The 21159-nt window shown below is 61.6% G+C and carries 19 protein-coding genes; 2 read left to right on the top strand and 17 right to left on the bottom strand.

The features are described from left to right. Positions 1-240: hypothetical protein (locus tag ACK41V_RS16615; protein WP_409783838.1), on the top strand; the 240-nt coding region annotated here is incomplete at its 5' end. Here ACK41V_RS16615 and ACK41V_RS16610 read toward each other — a convergent pair. From ACK41V_RS16610 to ACK41V_RS16530, 17 genes are all read right to left on the bottom strand, one after another. Further along, the gene (locus tag ACK41V_RS16610; protein ID WP_409783836.1) at positions 155-511 is read right to left on the bottom strand and encodes an Imm8 family immunity protein; all 357 of its coding nucleotides are present in this window, start codon (positions 509-511) and stop codon (positions 155-157) included. The two genes, ACK41V_RS16615 and ACK41V_RS16610, sit on opposite strands and share 86 nt — an antisense overlap. Positions 512-583: 72 nt before the next feature. Continuing rightward, entirely contained in the window at positions 584-1024 is a 441-nt protein-coding gene (locus ACK41V_RS16605) for an RHS repeat-associated core domain-containing protein (RefSeq protein WP_409783835.1), read from the bottom strand. Next, the gene (locus tag ACK41V_RS16600) at positions 907-1497 is read right to left on the bottom strand and encodes an RHS domain-containing protein (RefSeq protein WP_409783833.1); all 591 of its coding nucleotides are present in this window, start codon (positions 1495-1497) and stop codon (positions 907-909) included. Before ACK41V_RS16600 ends, ACK41V_RS16605 begins: the two co-directional genes overlap by 118 nt. Next, complete coding sequence (locus ACK41V_RS16595; RefSeq protein ID WP_409783832.1) at positions 1475-1711, bottom strand: hypothetical protein; 237 nt, start codon at positions 1709-1711, stop codon at positions 1475-1477. Before ACK41V_RS16595 ends, ACK41V_RS16600 begins: the two co-directional genes overlap by 23 nt. Before the next feature lie 153 nt (positions 1712-1864). Beyond that, positions 1865-2188 (bottom strand): hypothetical protein, encoded by a 324-nt coding sequence (locus ACK41V_RS16590; protein ID WP_409783830.1) that lies wholly within the window; start codon positions 2186-2188, stop codon positions 1865-1867. A 7-nt stretch (positions 2189-2195) separates the two neighbouring features. Beyond that, positions 2196-7013 (bottom strand): RHS repeat-associated core domain-containing protein, encoded by a 4818-nt coding sequence (locus ACK41V_RS16585; protein WP_409783828.1) that lies wholly within the window; start codon positions 7011-7013, stop codon positions 2196-2198. A 108-nt stretch (positions 7014-7121) separates the two neighbouring features. Then, a complete protein-coding gene (locus ACK41V_RS16580; RefSeq protein WP_409783826.1) occupies positions 7122-7550 on the bottom strand; it encodes a DcrB-related protein in 429 nt (142 codons plus the stop codon). A 64-nt stretch (positions 7551-7614) separates the two neighbouring features. Then, positions 7615-10161: a type VI secretion system tip protein TssI/VgrG gene (gene tssI, locus ACK41V_RS16575; protein ID WP_409783824.1), complete on the bottom strand. Its 2547-nt coding sequence runs from the start codon at positions 10159-10161 to the stop codon at positions 7615-7617. Between the two features lie 283 nt (positions 10162-10444). Next, positions 10445-11182, bottom strand: coding sequence for a helix-turn-helix transcriptional regulator (locus tag ACK41V_RS16570; RefSeq protein ID WP_409783822.1), 738 nt, complete (start codon positions 11180-11182; stop codon positions 10445-10447). A 171-nt stretch (positions 11183-11353) separates the two neighbouring features. Next, a complete protein-coding gene (locus ACK41V_RS16565; RefSeq protein WP_409783821.1) occupies positions 11354-11845 on the bottom strand; it encodes a GyrI-like domain-containing protein in 492 nt (163 codons plus the stop codon). A 214-nt stretch (positions 11846-12059) separates the two neighbouring features. Continuing rightward, positions 12060-13031: a ProQ/FINO family protein gene (locus ACK41V_RS16560; protein WP_409783819.1), complete on the bottom strand. Its 972-nt coding sequence runs from the start codon at positions 13029-13031 to the stop codon at positions 12060-12062. 125 nt (positions 13032-13156) lie between these two features. Next, complete coding sequence (gene glcF, locus ACK41V_RS16555; protein WP_409783817.1) at positions 13157-14413, bottom strand: glycolate oxidase subunit GlcF; 1257 nt, start codon at positions 14411-14413, stop codon at positions 13157-13159. Positions 14414-14458: 45 nt separating this feature from the next. Then, positions 14459-15265, bottom strand: coding sequence for a YoaK family protein (locus ACK41V_RS16550; RefSeq protein WP_409783815.1), 807 nt, complete (start codon positions 15263-15265; stop codon positions 14459-14461). Between the two features lie 29 nt (positions 15266-15294). Beyond that, the gene (glcE, locus tag ACK41V_RS16545; protein ID WP_409783813.1) at positions 15295-16425 is read right to left on the bottom strand and encodes a glycolate oxidase subunit GlcE; all 1131 of its coding nucleotides are present in this window, start codon (positions 16423-16425) and stop codon (positions 15295-15297) included. A 307-nt stretch (positions 16426-16732) separates the two neighbouring features. Further along, a complete protein-coding gene (amt, locus tag ACK41V_RS16540; RefSeq protein ID WP_409783811.1) occupies positions 16733-18163 on the bottom strand; it encodes an ammonium transporter in 1431 nt (476 codons plus the stop codon). Between the two features lie 32 nt (positions 18164-18195). Continuing rightward, positions 18196-18534 (bottom strand): P-II family nitrogen regulator, encoded by a 339-nt coding sequence (glnK, locus tag ACK41V_RS16535; protein WP_409783809.1) that lies wholly within the window; start codon positions 18532-18534, stop codon positions 18196-18198. A 43-nt stretch (positions 18535-18577) separates the two neighbouring features. Beyond that, a complete protein-coding gene (locus tag ACK41V_RS16530; protein ID WP_409783807.1) occupies positions 18578-19309 on the bottom strand; it encodes a TorF family putative porin in 732 nt (243 codons plus the stop codon). 225 nt (positions 19310-19534) lie between these two features. On the opposite strand from ACK41V_RS16530, the gene ACK41V_RS16525 reads away from it, so the two are divergent. Beyond that, entirely contained in the window at positions 19535-21079 is a 1545-nt protein-coding gene (locus tag ACK41V_RS16525; protein ID WP_409783805.1) for a YifB family Mg chelatase-like AAA ATPase, read from the top strand. Positions 21080-21159: the final 80 nt, after the last annotated feature.

Here is a 21159-nt window from a genome sequence, read left to right as displayed (position 1 = left end):
CTGCAGGACCTTGACTCGGTTGTTCTGCACCCAGCCTCTGCCCTGGGTGCTGAGGTTGCTTTCCTCCAGCGCGCTGATGCGGTTGCTTGCCAGGTCGTAATGGAGTTTTCCTCTTATAAATTTTTAATCAACCACACATGTTCAATCAATGCGCTCAACGAAAATCTTCGTACTCCCAATCGAAATATCGAGTCAACTGCAAGCAACTATCTTCAAACGATTCCCCACTGCATTCGGTAACTATTTTCTCTACCCCCTCACACAACAATTTGTAATCAAAATATTCGACAATAATTGTTCTATTTTTTACAATAAAGTACTCTTTTGACTCTCTTTTTTTTAAAGCCTCGGGCGAGGCCAACGTGAAATAAAAATTATTCGATCCAATCTCATTTTCCTCTCCAACTTCGACACATATTCGAAGGGATATATCCTCACCACTCTCCGGCCACCAACCTCTCAGATCAACAATGTCCGAATAAATATCTCGCACGACCAACTTATTTTTCATTATCTAATCCACGTCCAAACGAACATTGCTGCCTTTAGGGTTTTTCACCGTAGGAGCTGATTCAAAATTAACCTAACGACCTGTTTTCGACCATGGCTGGCCTGTAGCGCTGTTAACCCCTTTTTTATCAGCGGGGAATCTAAAGGTCCTACTGCCATCTGCGGATACTGAACCTTTTCCGTTTGACATAGGACGCGCATCAGGGCCTACCCATTTTTCACCAAGCTTCATAGCATCTTTTTCCGAAGCTGAGCCGGATACGCCACGATTACCTCCAGCAGCACTTTGATTATTTATTCGTTTCGTTTTATTTTTTAACTGCGTCTGTGTGCAGTCCTTCCTCACACCCCAAGGATCAATCCAAACGATGGGATTTGGAGCATATTGGTGCAGGCTCAGCCCACCCAAGAGCCCAATGGGATCCGGCATAGTAAACAACCCCAAGTCCGCGTCGTAGTACCGGAACGTGTTGTAGTGCAGCCCCGTCTCCCTGTCCAGGTACTGCCCCTGCATCCGCAGGTTCTGCTGAAGCTGCACTGTCTGGCTGGCTGTTGCTGCTGCTGAACAGGCCTACCCGCTTCGTCGTAGCCCTGCCATTCCTCCCGCACCGTGCTGCCCCACGTGGTGTACTGCGCTTGCCACACTAGGTTGCCACTGTTGTCGCTCAGCTCTTCCGGTAACCCATTAGGCTGGGTGTGGAAGTAATACACCTGCGTTGTTTGCGCCCCTGTTGCTGCGGCCGTTGCGTCAGCTTTTGCAGGGGTAGAGGTTGGCCCATCGTTGGCTGCAGTTGCAATGTTGAATTGGTCGCTCCAGCCGGGATTGGTGGTGGGTACGCTGCCCCGTTTGCCTTGCTCCGCGTCTCCGCCCAAGGCATGCGGCTCCACGGCGCCGCATCCTTCTACGCGCGCAAGCGGCACATAGCTCACTGGTTCGTAGGTGTAGGTGCTGGCCTGTGCGCCTCTACTTTCTTGCAGCACCGGCATAGTTGTGGCCCACGTGTTCTTTGGCCGTGCCGCTGTTGTCCATGGCGAAGGTATCGAGGTCCAGGGGGACATACGCACAGGGCAGCGCACCGAAGTTCACCGGCTTGCCTGCGATCCTCATGCCGAGCACGGCAGCGTTGATGCGCTCGGCCAGATCAAACCAGTCTGGGGCATGGGTCTCTAGGCGCTGGAGCAGCGTGGGCGAAGACGGCACAGCGCGCAAATGCAGGGCGCGAGCAAAGAAAGTTTTGACCGCCTCAAATCATGAATAAACCTGTCCCTTTGATTGGAGCTTATTATGGCGGGTGGATTCGATATGCTTAAGAGGATTTTTTAATTTTATTTCATATACGCTATACCCATTAAATCACTGAGAAAAAAAATTAACATCGCCACCATCTTCATCTATTATTCTTAATTTTAAAATCTTTCTAATATTTTCAATATAAATTTTCATGTCGGCATAAACTTTTTGACTTGATTCGCTCACTTCGATGACTATGTTCGTTGGTTCAAAAAATAACCTAACATCATATTCCCACCCTTCCTTGGAAGAGTCCTTAAATTGTAATTGATGGACTCCGACTATTTTCCGGAAGGTGGGGAGTTTTTTTGCATTTTCAATTAATTTGTTTTTTTGCTTTATATAGCCGGGCGCATCTTCAAATGTAATGAAAAATTCTGATGCCATTATTTATTTAACTCCCATCTCCATGTGGCCTGCCTGAAACGGCTGGGTAGTCCTTTGGATTTCTAATCCCGATGTGAGTATTATCCTTGTTGTAATCCACGCGGCCTTTGTCATTTAACGGAGTTTCGTTGCCGCTTCCATGTCGCCCATAATCCTTGTGCACGTGCGCATTATTTCCACTCTTATATCCAGAGGCGTTATTATTGCCATATTTATGGATTTGCACCTCAGAGCCATCGCCGTGAGTCCAGCGCTCATTCTTTGGGTTGGCGGGATTCGTGCGGGCATACCCATTACTTGACAGTATTTTTCCAATATCACTAGCACTTCGACCTTTAAGCTGAGGAAGTGTTGTTGCGTTGGGCCCCTTTGTGAAACGGCCAGTTGTTGCATCTCTCCAGCGATTTACTTTTGCATCATGCGTGCAAGCCAACCCCCAAGGATCAATCCACGAAAGTGGGTTGGGAGCATAAGAATATAAATTGAACCCACCGAATAAACCAATTGGATCCGGCGTCGTAAACGCCCCCAGGTCCGCGTCGTAGTACCGGAACGTGTTGTAGTGCAGCCCCGTCTCCCTGTCCAGGTACTGCCCCTGCATCCGCAGGTTTTGCTGAAGCTGCACTGTCTGGCTGGCTGGCTGTTGCTGCTGCTGAACAGGCCTACCCGCTTCGTCGTAGCCCTGCCATTCCTCCCGGACCGTGCTGCCCCACGTGGTGTACTGCGCTTGCCACACCAAGCGGCCGCAGTTGTCGCTCAGCTCTTCCGGTAGCCCATTGGGCTGGGTGTGGAAGTAATACACCTGCGCTGTTTGCGCCCCTGTTACTGCGGTCGTTTCGTCAGCTCTTGCAGGGGTAGGGGTTGGCCCATCATTGGCTGCAGTTGCAATGTTGAACCGGTCGCTCCATCCGGGATTGGTGGTGGACACGCTGCCCTGCTTGCCTTGTTCCGCGTCTCCTCCCAGTGCATGCGCCGCCGCCGGGTGCGGCTCCACGGCGCCGCCTCCTTCGACGCGCGCCAGCGGCACATAGCTTCCCGGCTCATAGATGTAGGTGCTGGCCTGGGCGCCTCTGCTTTCCTGCAGCAGTCGCATCCCCTCCCACGTGAACACTGTCGTGCCGAAGCTATCTGTCTTGGCAATGCGCCGTCCCAGGGCGTCGTATTGGTAGCTGAAGACCTGACTCTGCGGTTGGCCGTCTTTGCCCGCTCGCACCACTGCCACTTGCGTCAGCCTGTGCTGTTGGTCGTAGCGGTAGTGCTGCTCCGTGTGGCTGCCGATGCGTTTTCTGATCAGGCGGCCAAAGCCGTCGTAGTCGTAGCGTTTGTCCTGCAGGACCTTGACTCGGTTGTTCTGCACCCAGCCTCTGCCCTGGGTGCTGAGGTTGCTTTCCTCCAGCGCGCTGACGCGGTTGCCTGCTAGGTCGTAGTGGAACTGTTCGTTGCGCCCTGCCTGGATAGCTTGCCCTGTCTGGGTGGTGTGCGTGACGCGCCCGGCTTGGTCGTAGCGGTGGCTCGTCTGGCCTTGCTGGCTGTGTTCGGTGCTGGTGAGCTCGCCGTTCTTGTCGTAGCCGTAGCGTTTGAGCAGGGTGTCTTCGGGGTTGTGGCGCTGTAGGCGTTGGCTCCAGTCTGCGCTGTGGGGGCTCCAACCGGCGCTGGCGTGCTGGTCGTTGCCGATGCCGTGGCCCACGCGCAGCATGGCGGGGCGAACCCAGGTGGCGGCTTTGCGACCTACCGGGTCGTAGGCGAAGCGGCTTGCCAGACGCCCCTGGGTGCGCAGCACTTCGCGGTGCAGGTCGTCGCGCTCGATGTCGGCTAGGACTGCGCCGTCCAGGTTGATCTGGTGCAGGTGGCCGCTGCCGTAGTACAGGTGGTTGAGGGTGCGGCCATCCGGTAACTGGGTGGCAATGCGGTTGCCCAGGGCGTCGTACTGGTAGTGAAGGGTGCTGCTGTGCAGCTGCCCCTGCACGGCGTGCTCCGCGGATTCTTGCAGCACCTGGCCCAGTTTGTCGTATTGCCAAGTGTGGTGGGACCGCAATTCGCCCTGAGGACTGATCTGCTGGGCCTGTTGCAGATCGCCTGCAGGGGTATAGCGGTATTCCAGCCGCGTCTGAAGCACCGGCGGCTGGGCCTCGGCCGTGCCGCTTCCAGCGCCCGGTATATAGATGCTCTTCTGGATGAGCTGGCCTGCCGCATCGCGCACCAGTTGGGTGTGGATGGGCTGCACGTCTGCATGCCCGGGCACTGCATCGCCCTGGCCCATGGGCATGGGGTGTTCGGTGACGCCGATGACCTGGCCTGCCGCGTCGTGGTGCAGCACCTGGCGGGTGCCGTCGATGCGGGTCTCCATCACCAGACGGTCGGCTGCGTCGTAGGCGAATTGGTAGGCCTGGCGGTTTTCGTTGACGAGCGCGGCGAGGCGCCTTGCAGCGTCGTAGCCCAGCTGGATGTTGCTACTCAGGCTGCCTACTGTTTTGCTGCGCCCGGTGAGTTGGCCGCGCAGGTTGTAGCTGTAGCTGGTGCTGTGGCCCAGCGCGTCAACGGCCAGCACGCATTGGCCTGCCCCGTCGTACCGGTAGCCGTGCTTGCTGCCGTCTGCCAAGGTGATTTGAAGCAAACGCCCGTAGGCGTCGTGTTCAAAGGCGGTTGCTTGACCCACAGCGTCAATCTCTTGGCAGAGGTAGCCTCGACTGTCGTAGACGTATCGAGTGGTTTTGCCACTGCAGTCTGTGTAGCTGGTGAGCAAGCCCCGTACGTCCCAGGCGAGCTGCTTGCGTCCACCATGGGCATCTGTGATGACAACTGGCAAACCATGCTCATCATTGGCGTACCGGGTGGTATTCCCCAGAGGGTCGATTTCGGTCGTCAGGTTGCCATCGTTGTCGTAGTGATAACGCCAACTGGCGCCCGCTGCGTCGCTGGTAGCAAGAAGCAGGTTGGCGGGAGCGGGGCTCCATTGACTGGTTTCGGTACGGCCCAGCGCGTCTGTTGCCTGGACCTGGTTACCTACCTCGTCATACGCGTAAGTGGTGGTTTGGCCGAGAGGGTCGGTATGGCTCAGAAGCTGCCTTGTATCGCTCCAGGTCTGGGTCTGCTTGTTCCCCAAAGCATCTGTGAAGGTCGTGATTTCGTAATCACTATTCCATGCCCAGATGCGTGTACGACTCGGGGCACCTTCGCCGGAGCCCATGCGTTCCACCACGGTGGTCGTCCCTGCAGCTACATCGTATTGAAAGTCGTAGTGCTCCCCATCGTCTGTCCAGTGCTCTGTTACACGCGCATGGGGTCCCGGCCTCTTCCCTACACCTTGCGGAAAAGCTTGCCACCGGTAGTGGCACGTCAAGCCCGATGGAAGTCTGTGCTGGGACATGAGCCCTTGCGCATACGCAAACAGGCGCCGCACCTGTCCGTCCCGCCCAATCACTTCGACCAACTGTCCTTCGCTGTCATAGCGATATCGCGCCAGTACCTCTGGTGCTTCCGGCGTTGCGGTATTAGCTCCGATGGCCAAGCGAATCTGAGATACCCGGTTCACGTCGGCTGCGTAGTCGAAAGCGATCAATCGGCCAGTGCTATCAGCTACATGAGTCAGTCGGTGAAGTCCGTCGTAGCGCAAAGCCTGGAAGTTGCCGTTGCGGTCTTCGATACGGCGCAACCGCAGAGCATTTGATCCTCCATGCCCCACAGTGACAGCGTCGACGGGCTTCCCGAACCACTGATACAGCCCGTCTGGCAAGACAACGACGTAGTCGCCACCTTCGCTGCACAGAACTGCGATGCCTTCAGCGACGCTGTAGTGGCTCTCTCCCGGTGGAGGCGCGGGAAACTCAATGTCGCGGCCATCATCCCCATAGTAGGTAGCAGAAGGCAGTCCTTGCGCGTCGACCCCCAGGTGCAACTCGGCGGTGAAAGGGTTGCTCCAGCCGACGCCTAGGTGCGTGTGCGAACGCACATCAAGGCTGTTGTAGACCCGTTGAAAAACAATGGGTAAACGACCCGGAAGCACGAAATCAAGATCTTCGTCCCCGGCGAGTAGCTTGGCCCCTGTGGCGATATGCACTGGGTTCGCCACTATGTCGGCAATGGCATTGAGGGTCATCCCAGCCTGGCCCACTTGCACCAGGCACTTGACGTTCTGCAGCACAGCCCGGGGGTTCTTAAGCAGACTCGTCAAACACTTGAGACTTTTGATGCTCTTGTAGGTCCCGTATGCCCATAGTGCTGCGCGCAGAAACGCGCTGCCTTCAGGGTCGAACTTTCGAACTGTTGCTGGGGGCCCACCGATAAAAACGTTGGGGGAGCCTTCGTGGATATACGCGCCGCACTCAACCTTGTCATCTTTTCTGGCGGCGAGAGCGTGGTTAATCAGCGTTTGCTCAGGGCGCTCTGCGGCACCCTGAGCAATGAAGTTGGTCGGGCGGCTTGAATGTTTGCTGCACAGCACGCTGTCCAGCGGCATCTGGTCGGTGGCACGCGCCGCCTTTTTGCCGTTGATCTTGACGTTCTCGGAGCCTGTGATGATCTTGCCGGTAATCTCCGGTGGAAACAGCGAATCCGCTAGCGCCGTGCCCAATGCTTCGCCTGCCTGCATGCCGTAGTGCGTGCCCGCAAGCGTTGCCGCAGCCACGATGACCGGCGCAGCAGGCGCAGCAAAGCCGCCCGTGATGGCAGTCAACCCTGCAGCGACTGCGCCCCCAATGGCGCCACCGACAAAACCACCCACGATGCCGCCGCCGATCGCACCCCCCATTTGCAGCAGCATGCGGGCATTGGCGCTCGTGTGCGCAATCGGATCGTCAATGCGTGCAGCGGCGGGATAAGAGCTCATGAAGTGAGTGGTGCGCTAAAGCGGTTGAATCGGAGTTGGAGTGGGCCGCCGAGGCAAGAACCCTTGCCATGTAGAACATGGCTCAATGCAGCACGAATCCGCTACTTGCTACTGGGGTCTGAAACTGGAATGGATGGCGCGCCACTGGGCCAGTTGGGTATCCGAGAGAGGCGCCTGAGCGGCCGCAGTCATCACGACGACCTTGCCGGTGTCTCCCAGTAGGTAGCCGATCTGGCGCTGATAGACCATGGCGCCATCCTGTTTGAACTGCACTGCATATTCAACGGCCCTCAATTCGCCAGACGATGGGTCCTTCTGCCCCCGTCGGTCACTGATCTCCGTCTTGCTGAACTGCTGGCCAAGCATCTGCAACTGCCGGTCCACCAATTGCTCGAACGTTTCCCCAGATTCAAGCCGCGACCGGGTCACTACCACGTTAAATCCCAGCCCGCTCTGGTCCGCGAGCAGCATGTTGATGCTGTTGTCTTGCATGCCATCGGGGACGTTGAACGATCCCTCGTTGATTTGGTAGTGCATCGAATTTCCGATTAAGTTTCAATTGAGTTCAGATTGCGAAACGTCCGCTGCGAAGCGCAGCACGCTACGGACAATTGAGCTGTATCGGCGCCCCATGCACATCCAGCAACTCACTCAGCTTGATCAGCCCGTTCTTGCCCTTGATGACCACCTCCCCCTTGTCGGTGAGCTTGAGTGACGCGACGCCCTCGCCTTCACCAATCGTCAAGGTGATGCTTTCGCCCGCTTGCAAACGAATATGTTTGGCGGCCTTTACCAGCACCGAGTCCTTGGTGGCCTGGATGTTGACGTTCTGGTCCCCAACGACGGTGGCAGTGTCTTGCTTGGACGCCAGCGTGATGTTCTGCTGCGCGGTGAGGTTCATGTTGCCGGTCTGTGCCTCTGAGGCAATGTCACCGCTGGCCACGGTGTTGCGCTGACCACCTTCCGACACGTGCGTCAGCATGCCGCCTTTCACAAGCTGCGTGAGCTGCGCGCCGCTGGAAAGCGTGATGTGCTGCTTGGCGTGCATCGACGCGCTCTGCCCCGAACTCAGCACGATCGGCTTGGGGCTGATCATCGAATGCCCCTCGGGGCTGACGATGGACACCACGGGCTTGCTGATGTCCTTGGAAAGTTCGCGCAGTGCCTGCGACTGCGGCATGGCCGGGTCGGTGTTGGTGGGCATGGATGTTTCCGCCCCGCCACCACCTCCACCACCCGCAAGCGCCGCAATGGCGGCTGCGGCTTTGGACAACGTGGCCATCGCGGCCTTGCCTCCTGTCATCGCGGCAATTCCGGAACTCAGTTCCATCATGTGCGAAGTTTTGAGGCCGTTGATGGCTTCAATGGCGCTGTTCATGGCGGACACCGCCTCTCCAGCTTCTTCCATCAATGCGGCGGTGTTCGCCAAGCCTTCGCCCAGGCCGTCAAACCCATCCGGGTTCTCATGCGCAATCTTCTGCTTGAAGTCCTGCGTATAGGTCGTGATCAACAACCCCTTGTCCGCCCGAATCGCCCCCCACTCGTTGGTGCGCAGCTCAAAGCCATAGCTGCGCTTAGCCTCGCTGCTTTGGTTCATCAGGTAACCCATGTGCAGATGGGTGTTGCCGTGGTCGGTGGACAACTCGATGTGCTCGATACCTTTTTGGTCTTCAAACCGCAGCATGTGTTTGCCGCCGCCGCCCTTGCTCCAGTTGGTCTGAAAGCCGGACTGCGTCTTGTGTTTGGGCAACTCCCATGGCGGCATCTGGTCTGCGTTGTAGACACGGCCGGTGATGATGGGGTAGTCGGGGTCGCCGTTCAAAAAGTCGACGATGACTTCCTGGCCGATGCGCGGCGTGAAGATGCCGCCGTACTTGGCGCCGGCCCAAGGGTGTGATACGCGGATCCAGCAGCTGGAGTTTTCGTCCATCGCGCCGATGCGGTCCCAGTGGAACTGCACTTTGACGCGACCGAATTTGTCGGTCCAGATTTCTTCGCCGGGCGGGCCCACCACCACAGCTGTCTGTGGGCCCTGGCTGCGGGGTTTGGGGGTAATGCGCGCCGGGGTAAAGGGCAGGCTGGTGGGCTGGGCCTTGAGCACAAAACGCTGGATGGAGCCCACCTCGTCCTGGGTGGTCTTGGGCGTGGGCTTGGCCACGCTGCTGACCTCGGGGTTCTCCTGGAAGTGGTACTGCACCGAGGTGATGAGGTACTGCTGGTTCTGGTCGCCGCGCGGGTAGTTTTCGAGGCTGAAGGTGTAGCCGGGTGTCAGTGCGCGGCAGTTGGATTTGCCCTGCACGACACTTTGTTTGGTGAGGTTCTCTTGCAGCCGCACCCGAACATAGGCCTCGCCGTCGCCATATTCGGTATAGCCCCCTGGCCATTCATATATCTCGTGGCTGTCGTGCGCATGGCCGGGCGGCGTGGTGCGCATGTTCGACAAATCGGCCTTGGGCTTTTTGAAGTCGTAATCGTCGTTGAAATGGCGGCCCGGCTTGATTTCTTCGGCCAGCTCCCAGGCCGAGACACATTCGCGGTCAGAGATGGCGGCCTTTTCTGGCGGGTAGAACGGGATGGATGCCGCCCCGGGCAACGGGCTGTGTGACCCGACGATGTCGTCTGCCAGGGTCAGTATGTGTTGGCCCGCCGAGTGCTGGTGGTAATAATAAATGCCCTCATGCTCCATGAGGCGGGATACAAACTGGCAGTCTGTTTCGTTATATTGAACGCAATAATCCCAGGTGCGATAGCTGCGGCTGAGTTTTTTATCCAGCGGGTAACCATATTTACCCAGAACCTCTTCAATAATTTCCGGAACGGTTTTGTTCTGGAATATCTTGAAATCGCTTTTGCGGGTGGCCAGCCACAACCAGGGGCTCAGCCGCGCACGGTACGAATACATGCGGTGGTCCTGCCCCTGCATGCCAAACCGGGTGACGATGCCGTCGATGTAGCGCGTGCCGCCCCCTTCCGTCTCGACGATGACCGTGGCGTTTTTGCCCAGCAGCGCCTTGGGGTCCACGCTTTTGCTCTCGCTGAGCAGGTCCACATCCAGGGTAAATAACTGGCTGATTTCTTCAGTGCCTTGAAGCTGCCTGAATTGAAGCTGTTCGCCCAGGGGCGTTTGAATGGTGACGCGACGTTTCATGTGCTGCTGACTGTCTGGCCGGTTTGTGCAAATTGCTGCGGATGATAGCGGGCAGCCCGGCATTTTCTGTTGACAATCAGCCCCATTAACCCAACGAAATTACCGCAAAAAGTAACTTGAGTTACCAATATCGATATTTCGATAGAAATTGCAACATTGCCAGAATAGTTTTGGATATTCAGGTAATGAGGAAAAACGGACCGGCACAGCGGCGGTCCGTAGTTTCAAGCCTCTGTGCGCCCAGGGGCTGCGCCGTGCCAGGGCGTCGATCTCGATGGCAGCGTCAGAGCGCGGCCATTGGGGCCTTCACACCGGCGTCAGGCACCAGCTCACACTCCGCCATCTCCGCCTCCACCTTGCGCAGCAAATCCGCCAGCGTCTTGCCTTCTTCGTGCTGGAACCGTTCGTCCAGCACGGCCACGCTGACGATGCGGTCGATGCGAAAGCCCCGAAAGTCGCCGCGCAGTTCGCACCAGGCAGAAAGTGTCCAGACTTTGCCCCAGTAAAAGCAGCCCAGGGGACGCAGGCGGCGCACGGTGGGGCGGCCGTGGACGTCGGCGTAGTCGATGTGCACCACGTGGCGGGTGTGGACGGCCTCGCGCAGGGTTTGCAGTGTGGCTTGGGCGCGGGCGTCCAGGCCCACCGAAGGCGCGTAAAGCGCTTGCGCCTCTGCGGCGGCACGCGCGGCGGGGGGCAACACGGAGAGGATCTTGCCCAGCGCGCCCTCGACTTCGCGCGCCAAGCCAGCGTCCAGCCAAGCCTGCGCCAGCCGGGCGGCGGCCACCAGCGCATTCGCTTCTCCCTGGGTCAACATCAGCGGCGGCAGCTCAAAGCCTGCGCCCAGGCGGTAGCCCACACCCGCTTCGCCTTCAATGGGCACGCCCTGGTGCTGCAGGTCGGCCACGTCGCGGTAGATGGTGCGGGCGGACACCTCCAGCCGCTCGGCCAGAAAGGCGGCGGTAGACAGACGCCGCCCACGGATGAGCTGCACGATCTGGAACAGGCGGTCAGCGCGGCGCATGGGCAATTCAGTTTTTTAAGTGTTTTTGGCCTCTAGCGCTTATTCCATAAGCGCCAGCAGCTATCAAATTAATACTATGGCGATCTTGGTGGTGCGGGGTGGGCAGCGCAGATGCGTCGGACGATGTTCACTACATTCACCGCGCACGTCACGCAGGCAACACACAACACGTCAGGCAACGATACCAATGTGGATGGCGACCTGGTCGGGGCCATCGTAGGCTTCAAAGTCGGTCGCAAAACGGCGCTGGACCTGAGGGTTGGCGGCAAAGTAGCGCCAGATCTCGCCCCAGGTGTCGATCACCATCTGCGGCATGGCGCCCTGGCCGTTGAAGACGAGGTAGTCGCCCGCCAGCACGGACACGACGCGCGGGGCGTCTGGCGCGCGGGCTGCCCCGTCATCGCTGCCCGCCTGCACGGTCACGCCAGCGGTCACATCAAACGCACCCTGCTCGTTCGATTCATAGGCACTGTAGACACCGAAGATGCGGCGCTCATGGCCTGCGCTGGGCAGTTTGCGCTCCCAGCTCTGGCTGAAAAAGGCGTCCCACAGCCCGCCAAGGCGCGCGGTGGCAGGGTCCATCTCGTCGCGATTGCGGGTGCGCACGGAGACACCAGAAATGTGGAAAGCAGGGATGTGGAGGGCTAGAGGGGGCGTTGGCATGGTTCTCTCAATCGGTGAAACACGGGGATTCGGTGAGAGAAGGATGCTGCTGCCGGGCTACTGACAACCTGGTGTCAGTAGTCTGCGTTGGTGGCAAGCCGTGGAGGCGTTAAGGCGTTGACGTGGTGAAGCGACAACGCGCTCCAGGCTCACAACACCCGCCACGCTGGGTGCGAACAGGCGAACAGGCCCCCGCCTTGTTCGCACCGCCGAGTTACTGCGCCTGCGGCGCCGGGGCTTCTGCCGGGGTTGGCACGTCGGCGACTGCCTCGGCCACGGCTTCGCTCGCCGCATCCGTTGCAGCATCCTCTGGCGTGGGGGCAGCAGACGCTTTGGCCTGCGCCAAGGCCTCATCGGCCTGCCGACGGCGAGCACGTTCGAGCTGCTGGCCCACGGTGCGCGCCACCATGCCGTACATGTCGGCAAAGGCCTCCAGCGTGTGGCCACTGGCCTCGAAGGCGCGCAGCAGGGCTTCGTCCTTGGCGTTGCGGGCCGACCATTCGGCAAAGGCTTCTTCGAGGATGGCGTTGGCCGACTCGTCGCGGCCCTGCACCAGTTCGGTGTAGGCCTCGCGAGTCAGGCCCGAGGCTTCGAACGCGGCGATCATGCGGTTGCGCAGCTTGGGCAGCAGGTCGTCGGTGCCGCGGGCCTTGCGGCGGCGGTACACCTCCAGCAGCGCATGGTGCACATGCTCGGGCGCCATGTCTTCCACGGGCTGGCCTTGCAGGTCGTGGCGCTTGTCACCGGCGGCCACGCTTTGCAGATAGCGGGTGGAACGGGTGTGAATGCCCAGCGCTACCTTGAGCGCGTCGCGCTCGAAAACGTCCGGGTGGGCTGCCAGCAGGTCTTGAAAGATGCCCCGCTTGAGCGGGCGGAACACTGCGCCAAACAGCACTGGGTACAGCGCCGCCAGTTGCTCCAGCATGGGATGGGTACTGCGCTGCGGGGCGCGGGGGCCTGCATCGGGCCCGGCGCTGGCGCCCTGTGCTGCCGATGGCGCGGCGCCAGGGGCTCCGGGGGTGCGCCGCGGCGTGCGGCGACGGTCGCCACCGCTGCGCCGTGGACTGTCTTCGCGCTGCCGAGGGGCTCCGGCGCGTGCAGATGCGGCGGGCACTGCGGCAACCCCTTCGGCCTGTGGGGCGGGGGCTGCGTTCGGTTGTTCAGGTGCGGACGCGGAATCGGTCATGTCTGTGCGAATGGAGGGCAACAAAACCCTCGATCATGCCAGTGTTGGTGCCAAAGGCGGTAAACAGCCCTTGGTACCGCTGAGTTTGCCCAGGTGCGGAAGCCTTGCAGTGAGGGCCGAAAGCGCTACGCAGGCACCCGCAACGCCTCGTCCAGCACCTCCACCCAGTGCCGCACCGGCGTGGCCGTGCCGCTTTGCAGGTGGGTAATGCAGCCGATGTTGGCCGACAGGATGGCGTCGGGCGACTGCTCGCCAAAGGCCTCGCCCAACGCACCGAGCTTGCGATCGCGCAGTTGGTACGACAGGTCCGGGTTCAGCACCGAATACGTACCGGCAGAGCCGCAGCACAGGTGGGGTTCATTGCGCGCCACGCGCAGTTTGAAGCCGAGTTGCGCGAGGTGTGCCTCCACCCCGCCGCGCAGTTTTTGGCCGTGCTGCAGGGTACAGGGCGGGTGATAGGCATACAGCACGTCGGCGGGCTGCACGCGGCCGCGCAGTTTTTGCGCCAGTTCGGGCAGCAGGGCGGGCAGCAGCTCTGACAGGTCGCGCGTGAGGGCGCTGATGCGTTCTGCTTTGGCCGCGTACTGCGCGTCGTCCTGCAGGATGTGGCCGTACTCTTTGACGGTGACGCCACACCCCGAGGCGTTCATCACGATGGCCTCGACGCCCCCTTGCTCCACCAGCGGCCACCAGGCGTCGATGTTGGCGCGCATCTCGGCCTTGCCACCGTCCTGGTCGTTGAGGTGGAACTTGACGGCGCCGCAGCACCCGGCTTTGGACGCGACCACCGTCTCGATCCCCACGGCGTCGAGTACGCGGGCGGTGGCGGTGTTGATGTTGGGCATCATGGCTGGTTGCACACACCCGGCCAACATGAGCACCTTGCGCGCATGGCTGCGGGTGGGCCAGGCGCCTGCAGGTTGGGCGGCGGGCACCTTGGCTTGGAGGGCGGCAGGCAGCAGGCCACGCACCATTTGCCCAGCCTTCATGGCGGGCGCAAACAACGGCGACGGCAAGCCTTCTTTCAGCGCCCAGCGCAGGGCTTTTTCGCCCAGGGGGCGGGGCACTTTTTCATCCACCAGCTTGCGGCCAATGTCGACCAGATGGCCGTATTGCACACCGCTGGGGCAGGTGGTTTCGCAGTTGCGGCAGGTGAGGCACCGGTCCAGGTGCATCTGCGTTTTGCGCGTGGGCGTCTCGCCTTCCAGCACCTGCTTGATGAGGTAGATGCGGCCCCGCGGACCGTCCAGCTCGTCGCCCAGCAGTTGATACGTGGGGCAGGTGGCGGTGCAAAAGCCGCAGTGCACACATTTGCGCAGGATGGCTTCGGCGGCCAGACCATCTGCGCGGGCAGCGTATTCGGGGGAGAGTTGGGTTTGCATGGGGTGCAGCCTGGACGGGGAGCCAAAATTTTTGAACGAACGGTGTCAGCGCGCTGCCGGAGGGTCGACGGGTTTGGCCAGCGCAGGCGCCTTGCGCCACGGGTGCCGCAGCCGCGCACGGTCTGCCCACAGCGGCGGCAGCGACAGGGCCAGCAGCACCAGCGCCAGCGGCACCACAAACACAAAACCCACGTGCTTGAAGCCCGCCGCGCCCGCAATGCCGCCCACCAGAAACATCGCCAGCAGCCCGGCAAACAGCCGCAGCCGGGTGTGGTTGGCGCGCACCTGCGATTCGGGTGCGGTGCCGGTGCGGTTCCAGTACAGCAGCTTGCCCAGTTCAATCCCCAGGTCGGTCACCACGCCGGTCATGTGGGTGGTGCGGATCTGGGACGAGGACATCTTGGTCACCGTGGCGTTTTGCAAACCCATGATGAAAGACAGCAACAACACGGTGGTGGGCACGGCAAACGGCGTGCGCCAGTTGAGCGTGTTGGCCCCCACCCGGCCAAACACCAGCTTGAGCGCGGCCACCACCAGCAGGGGCTGTGCATAGCTGCTGTGCAGCTTGCGCTGGCGCGCCCTGTTCACCATGACCGCGGTGGTGGCCGCGCCGCTGAGGAAGGCCAGCAGCGCGCCCACCGCGCCCAGCACCAGGGCCATGTTGCCCAGCACCAGGTTGTCGGCCAGCATGGAGACAAACCCGGTCATGTGCGACGTGTACAGGTGCACCACCAGAAAACCGCCCGCGTTGACTGCCCCTGCGTTGAACGCCAGCAGCAGGCCCAGCACGCGGTTGCTGGCCACGGTGCGGTGGTGTCCGGTGAGGTGGCGCAGGCGTCGCACGCGAAGCATGGAAAGAGCCCGGCGGAGCGCGGCAGCCGTCACCAGCCCGGGGCCATGCGGCCGGGGTTGAAGATGCCTGCGGGGTCGAAGCTGTGCTTGAGGCGGGCGTGGATCTGTTCCAGCGCGCGAGATTTCAAGTCAAATTGGCCTCTAGCGCTTACTCCACCTGCGCTAGCAGCTATAAAAACAGAAGCACTTCCACCCGCCGCATCGGCGGCGGCGCGCAGTGCGTCGCCCGCGGACTCGGGCGCTTGCACCCAGCGCAGGGCGCCGTGCCATTCCACCAGGGGCTGCGCACCGGCGGGCAGCGTCAGCACCGGTGCGGTGGCGGGCACCGACAGGCGCCACAGGGCGTGGTCGGGGCGCTGGGCACGGGCCGCAAACCACGGCAAGGTTTGATCACGGCAGGCCACCCAGTCCGGCGCAACCGTGGCGTTGTCCAGGCAGGTGCCCCCCATGCTGCGGCAGGCGGCCTCCACCGCGGCCACGGCGCCGCGCAGGCGCACATACAGCGTGCCAGATCCCGCCTCGCCGTCTTGCACCCAGCAGCTGGCGTTGAGCGGCAGGGGCTGGCCGCCCCAGGCGTGCAGCTTGCGCAGCGCGTCGGCCTGGTTGCATTCAAAGCGCAGCGTGGCCTCGCCGGGCGCCACGGGCAAGACCTTGAGGCTGACCTCGGTGATCAGCCCCAGCGTGCCCCAGGCGCCTGCCATCAGGCGCGACACGTCGTACCCCGCCACGTTCTTCATGACCTGGCCACCAAAAGTCAGCAGTTCGGCCCGGCCATTCAGCAGCGTCACCCCCAGCATGTAGTCGCGCACCGCGCCCACACTGGCACGCGCCGGGCCCGACAAGCCCGCCGCCACCATGCCACCCACGGTGGCGCCGTCTGCAGGGGTTTGGGCGAAATGGGGCGGCTCAAAAGGCAGGCATTGGCCCCGCTCGGCCAGGGCGGCTTCCAGTTCGGCCAGCGGGGTGCCCGCTTTGACCGTCACCACCAGTTCGCTGGGCTCGTAGCTCACGATGCCGCGCAGCACCCGGGTGTCCAGCACTTCGCCGTGCAGCGCCAGGCCCAAAAAATCCTTGGTGCCACCGCCCCGAATGCGCAAGGGGGTCTGGTCAGCGGCGGCAGCGCGCACGCGGTCCGCGATGGGGGCAAGGGAGGAATCCATCCACGCATCCTAGCGGCAGCGGTGCGCGGCCAGGCGGGCAAAGCGCGTGAATTTTTTGAATAGCGCGCGTGCAAATGACCTATTGGAGGGCTGGCGCAGGACTGGGCAATGACCGAAGAATGGCGGGTGGATGGCTGGTGGAGGTGCTTGAGCGATCCGCCAAAGCAGAAAACGAGCATGCACCAACCAAAAAAAGCCCGCCGTTTTTGACGGCGGGCTCAATAACCAGGAGGAGTAACTCGCTTGTTCTTTTTGCAACGCTGCGGTGCCACCAGACACCGCAGCGCGTTGGGCGCAGGGCCGAGGATCAGCGGTTGTACGCTGTCTCGCCGTGCGATGTGATGTCCAGACCTTCGCGTTCGGCTTCTTCCGAGACACGCAGGCCCACCAGCAGATCAGCGATCTTGAATGCGATGAATGCCACCACACCGGACCACACGATGGTGAACAGCACGCTCTTGACCTGGATCCACACTTGCGCACCCATGGCGAAGGTGTCGGGGGCCAGGCCACCCGTACCGCCCAGGCTTTGTGCAGCAAACACACCGGTCAGGATGGCACCGACGATACCGCCCATGCCGTGCACGCCGAACACGTCAAACGCGTCGTCCACGTTCAGCATGCGCTTGAGGCCACTCACACCCCACAGGCAGACGAAGCCAGAGATCAGGCCGATCACGATGGAACCCATGGGGCCCACAAAGCCAGCAGCAGGCGTCACGGCGACCAGGCCAGCCACCGCACCGGAGGCAGCACCCAGCATGGAGCCCTTGCCCTTGTGCAGCGCTTCACCGGCAATCCAGGCCAGCGTGGCAGCAGCCGTCGCCAGGATGGTGTTGATGAACGCCAGGCCAGCGTTGGCGTTGGCCGCACCGGCAGAACCCGCGTTGAAACCAAACCAGCCCACCCACAGCAGCGAGGCACCGACCATGGTCAGCGTCAGGCTGTGGGGCGTGAGGGCTTCTTTGCCGAAGCCGATGCGCTTGCCCACCATGTAGGCACCCACCAGACCGGCGATACCGGCGTTGATGTGCACCACGGTGCCGCCCGCAAAGTCCAGCGCGCCATCAGCAGCCAGCAGACCACCACCCCACACGATGTGGGCCATGGGCACGTAGCTGAAGGTGAACCACAGCACCGAGAACACCAGCACAGCCGCGAACTTGATGCGCTCGGCAAACGAGCCGACGATCAGCGCCACGGTGATGGCGGCAAACGTGCCCTGGAACGCGATGAACACGTATTCAGGAATGGTGGCCAGTGCGCCAAAGGTTTCCTGGTTCACGCCCTTGAGGAAGATCTTTTCGAACCCGCCAAAGAACTTGCCGGTGCCCGAGAACGCCAGGCTGTAGCCGTACACGGCCCACAGCAGCGAGACCAGCGAGAAGACCACGAAGACCTGCATCAGCACCGACAGCATGTTCTTGCTGCGGCCCAGGCCGCCGTAGAACAGTGCCAGACCGGGGATGGTCATCAGGATCACGAGCATGGTGGAGGTCAGCATCCAGGCGGTGTCGCCGGAGTCGATCTTGGGTGCCGCGGCAGCAGGGGCTTCAGCGGGTGCGGCTTCGGCGGCGGCTGGCGCAGCAGCAACGGGTGCCGCTGCAGGCGCTTCGGCGGCAGCCGGGGCCGGGGCCGCTACGGCGGCCTCAGGGGTAGCGGGGGCCTGTGCCAGTGCGGCAGAGCCGACGGACAACAGGCTCAGCCCGAGAATGAAGGAAGCAAGCAATTTTTTCATGGCGTTTCTCTTGTGTCTGATGCGGCCAGCCCTTAGAGGGCTTCCTTGCCGGTTTCGCCGGTGCGGATGCGCACCACCTGCTCCAGGTGGGTCACGAAAATCTTGCCGTCGCCGATCTTGCCGGTACGGGCTGCGGTTTCGATGGATTCGATCACGCGGTCGACGAGGTCGTCGGACACTGCGGCTTCGATCTTCACCTTGGGCAGAAAGTCGACCACGTACTCAGCGCCGCGGTACAACTCGGTGTGGCCCTTTTGACGTCCGAAGCCTTTGACTTCGGTCACTGTGATGCCTTGCACGCCGATGTCGGAGAGTGCTTCACGCACCTCGTCCAGCTTGAAGGGCTTGATGATGGCTGTCACCATTTTCATTTTTAGATCCTCCAGGATGGGCGCCACCGGCGCCCATTGAGACTTACAGGGTTTTGGTGAGCGTGACGATCACGCGCGACTTGTTGACGTGGCCGAAGAAGGCCTTCTTGTTGGCGCCCACCACAGCGGCACCCAGCGACAGCCCACCGCCGAAGTCGTAGGCACCACCCAGGCTGTAGTCCATGTAGTTAGGCACGCCCAGGTCCTTGATGTCGCTGGCAAAGCGGGTAAAGCCCACCGAAGCCTTGACGGTGATGCTGGGCGCCACTTCTTGTGCAAACGCAAAGCCCAGGTAACCGGTGTTGCGGCCCTTCAGGCCGGAACCGGCCTTGGCGCCTGCCCAACCGAAGTAGTCCTTGGAGATGGTGTGCGAGTACTTGGCAGAGATCGGGCCAAAGCTGGTGCCAATGTAGGCTTCGGTGGTGTTGCCGTTGGCGTTGCCAGGGTAGAGGTAGGTCAGCGCACCAACGTCCAGATCCAGGCCACCGGCCTTGAATTTGTAGCCGCCGTACAGATCGGATTCGAGCGAGTTGCTGGCCAGCCAGTCCACGCTGGAGTTCCAGTTGCCGACATAGAAGCCGGATTCGCCAAAGGTGTAGTCAAAGCCGCCTTGCAGAGCGGGCTTGACGGCCTTGGCCTTGGAGGCGTCCTGGTCCTGGCCGCGGAACTTGTAGTTCGTAGTCAGGCTGACGTTGCCGGTGAGCTGGGCGCTGGCCAGCATGGGAAGGGCTGCGACAAGGGCAACGCCCAGGGTCTTGATGATGGCGCGGGTCATGTTTCCTCCGGTTGGACAAAGTAGGGACGAGCGCTTTAAGCACGGACCGTGCCACACGTCGGTGCATCCGCTGCATTACCGTTGCATGACGGTTGCGTTGCGTTACACCGATCCCCGGTACATTGGCGTTGTGTGCGCTGGCAGCCGCGCACCTTGTTGGTGCACAACACCAGTGCCTGGCACTAAAAAACCATAAAACGCACCCATCTGGGGAGAAACCGCTTCATGAGTCTTGCTTTGGTGCAAAGTCGCGCCCTTCTGGGGCTGCAGGCGCCCTCCGTCACCGTCGAAGTGCATCTGGCCAACGGATTGCCCAGCTTCACACTGGTCGGACTGGCCGAGGTGGAGGTGAAAGAAGCGCGTGAACGGGTGCGCTCGGCACTGCAGAACGCGGGGCTGGAGTTTCCGCACAACAAAAGAATCACCGTCAACTTGGCCCCGGCCGATTTACCCAAGGATTCCGGCAGGTTCGATCTGCCCATAGCGCTGGGCATCCTCGCCGCCAGCGGCCAGGTCGATGCCAGCCGCCTGGCGGGCTACGAGTTTGCGGGCGAGCTGTCGCTGTCGGGCGAGTTGCGCCCGGTGCGTGGCGCACTGGCCACCAGCCTGGCGCTGCAGACACAGCAGATCACCGCACAACTGGTGCTGCCCCCCGGCAGCGCGGAGGAAGCCGCCCTGGTACCCGCTGCCCAGGTGGTGCGTGCCCGGCACCTGCTGGATGTGGTGCGCGCCTTCTTGCCCCCGGGCAGCGTGGCCGCAGGCGATGCCGATGTGGCCAACGACGGCTGGACGCGCCTGCAAGCCACGCCCATGGCCACCAGCACCGCAGGGCCGGACATGGCCGACGTGAAAGGGCAAGCCACAGCCAAACGCGCGCTGGAGATTGCGGCGGCGGGCGGGCACAGCGTGTTGATGGCCGGGCCACCGGGCTCGGGCAAGTCGATGCTGGCGCTGCGTTTTGCGGGGCTGCTGCCCGCCATGACGGTGGACGAGGCGCTGGAGAGCGCTGCCATCGCCAGTCTGGCCGGGCGGTTTCGCACCGATCGGTGGGGGCAGAGGCCGACGGCAGCGCCGCACCACACCGCCAGCGCGGTGGCACTGGTCGGCGGGGGATCGCCCCCACGGCCCGGCGAAATATCGCTGGCCCACAACGGCATTTTGTTTTTGGACGAAATGCCCGAGTTCCCGCGCGCCGCGCTGGAGGCGCTGCGCGAGCCGCTGGAGACCGGCCACATCACCATCTCCAGAGCGGCGCAGCGTGCGGATTTCCCCGCCCGGTTCCAGATGATTGCAGCGATGAACCCGTGCCCGTGTGGCTACCTGGGCTCCACCCAACGCGCCTGCCGCTGTACACCCGACCAGGTCAATCGCTACCAGTCCAAACTGAGCGGCCCGCTGCTGGACCGCATCGACCTGCACGTGGAGGTGCCAGCCCTGCCCGCTGACCAACTGGTGCAGGCGCCCCCTGGCGAAGCGACCGAAGCCATCCGCGAGCGCGTGGTGCGTGCGCGGGCCGTGGCATTGGCGCGGCAAGGCAAAACCAACCAGGCGCTGCAGGGGCAGGAGATCGACACGCACCTGCTGCTGGACGACACGGCCGCCAAGTTCCTCAACACCGCCGCCGCGCGCCTGGGCTGGTCGGCGCGCAGCACGCACCGCGCGCTGAAGGTGGCCCGCACCATTGCCGACCTGGCGGGCGCGCCCACCACACAGGTCAGCCATGTGGCCGAGGCCGTGCAGTACCGCCGGGTGCTGCGCAGCCCGATGTGATCGAACACGCAAGACGTGAAGTATCAAATTGATAGCTACTAGCGCTTATGGGATAAGCGCTAGAGGCCAATTTGGCTCAA

Origin of the sequence: Acidovorax sp. (assembly GCF_046291265.1) — a bacterium.
GTDB lineage: Bacteria > Pseudomonadota > Gammaproteobacteria > Burkholderiales > Burkholderiaceae_C > Acidovorax.
The sequence above is the reverse complement of the archived record's forward strand: the minus strand, read 5'-3'. Positions and strand labels throughout refer to the sequence as shown.

Bases quoted from the DNA above. Each gene is read 5' to 3' on its own strand.
- ACK41V_RS16610 (WP_409783836.1), bottom strand. From the start codon at position 511: ATGAAAAATAAGTTGGTCGTGCGAGATATTTATTCGGACATTGTTGAT.
- ACK41V_RS16605 (WP_409783835.1), bottom strand. From the start codon at position 1,024: ATGCAGGGGCAGTACCTGGACAGGGAGACGGGGCTGCACTACAACACG.
- ACK41V_RS16600 (WP_409783833.1), bottom strand. From the start codon at position 1,497: ATGCCGGTGCTGCAAGAAAGTAGAGGCGCACAGGCCAGCACCTACACC.
- ACK41V_RS16590 (WP_409783830.1), bottom strand. From the start codon at position 2,188: ATGGCATCAGAATTTTTCATTACATTTGAAGATGCGCCCGGCTATATA.
- ACK41V_RS16585 (WP_409783828.1), bottom strand. From the start codon at position 7,013: ATGAGCTCTTATCCCGCCGCTGCACGCATTGACGATCCGATTGCGCAC.
- ACK41V_RS16580 (WP_409783826.1), bottom strand. From the start codon at position 7,550: ATGCACTACCAAATCAACGAGGGATCGTTCAACGTCCCCGATGGCATG.
- tssI (WP_409783824.1), bottom strand. From the start codon at position 10,161: ATGAAACGTCGCGTCACCATTCAAACGCCCCTGGGCGAACAGCTTCAA.
- ACK41V_RS16570 (WP_409783822.1), bottom strand. From the start codon at position 11,182: ATGCGCCGCGCTGACCGCCTGTTCCAGATCGTGCAGCTCATCCGTGGG.
- ACK41V_RS16565 (WP_409783821.1), bottom strand. From the start codon at position 11,845: ATGCCAACGCCCCCTCTAGCCCTCCACATCCCTGCTTTCCACATTTCT.
- ACK41V_RS16560 (WP_409783819.1), bottom strand. From the start codon at position 13,031: ATGACCGATTCCGCGTCCGCACCTGAACAACCGAACGCAGCCCCCGCC.
- glcF (WP_409783817.1), bottom strand. From the start codon at position 14,413: ATGCAAACCCAACTCTCCCCCGAATACGCTGCCCGCGCAGATGGTCTG.
- ACK41V_RS16550 (WP_409783815.1), bottom strand. From the start codon at position 15,265: ATGCTTCGCGTGCGACGCCTGCGCCACCTCACCGGACACCACCGCACC.
- glcE (WP_409783813.1), bottom strand. From the start codon at position 16,425: ATGGATTCCTCCCTTGCCCCCATCGCGGACCGCGTGCGCGCTGCCGCC.
- amt (WP_409783811.1), bottom strand. From the start codon at position 18,163: ATGAAAAAATTGCTTGCTTCCTTCATTCTCGGGCTGAGCCTGTTGTCC.
- glnK (WP_409783809.1), bottom strand. From the start codon at position 18,534: ATGAAAATGGTGACAGCCATCATCAAGCCCTTCAAGCTGGACGAGGTG.
- ACK41V_RS16530 (WP_409783807.1), bottom strand. From the start codon at position 19,309: ATGACCCGCGCCATCATCAAGACCCTGGGCGTTGCCCTTGTCGCAGCC.
- ACK41V_RS16525 (WP_409783805.1), top strand. From the start codon at position 19,535: ATGAGTCTTGCTTTGGTGCAAAGTCGCGCCCTTCTGGGGCTGCAGGCG.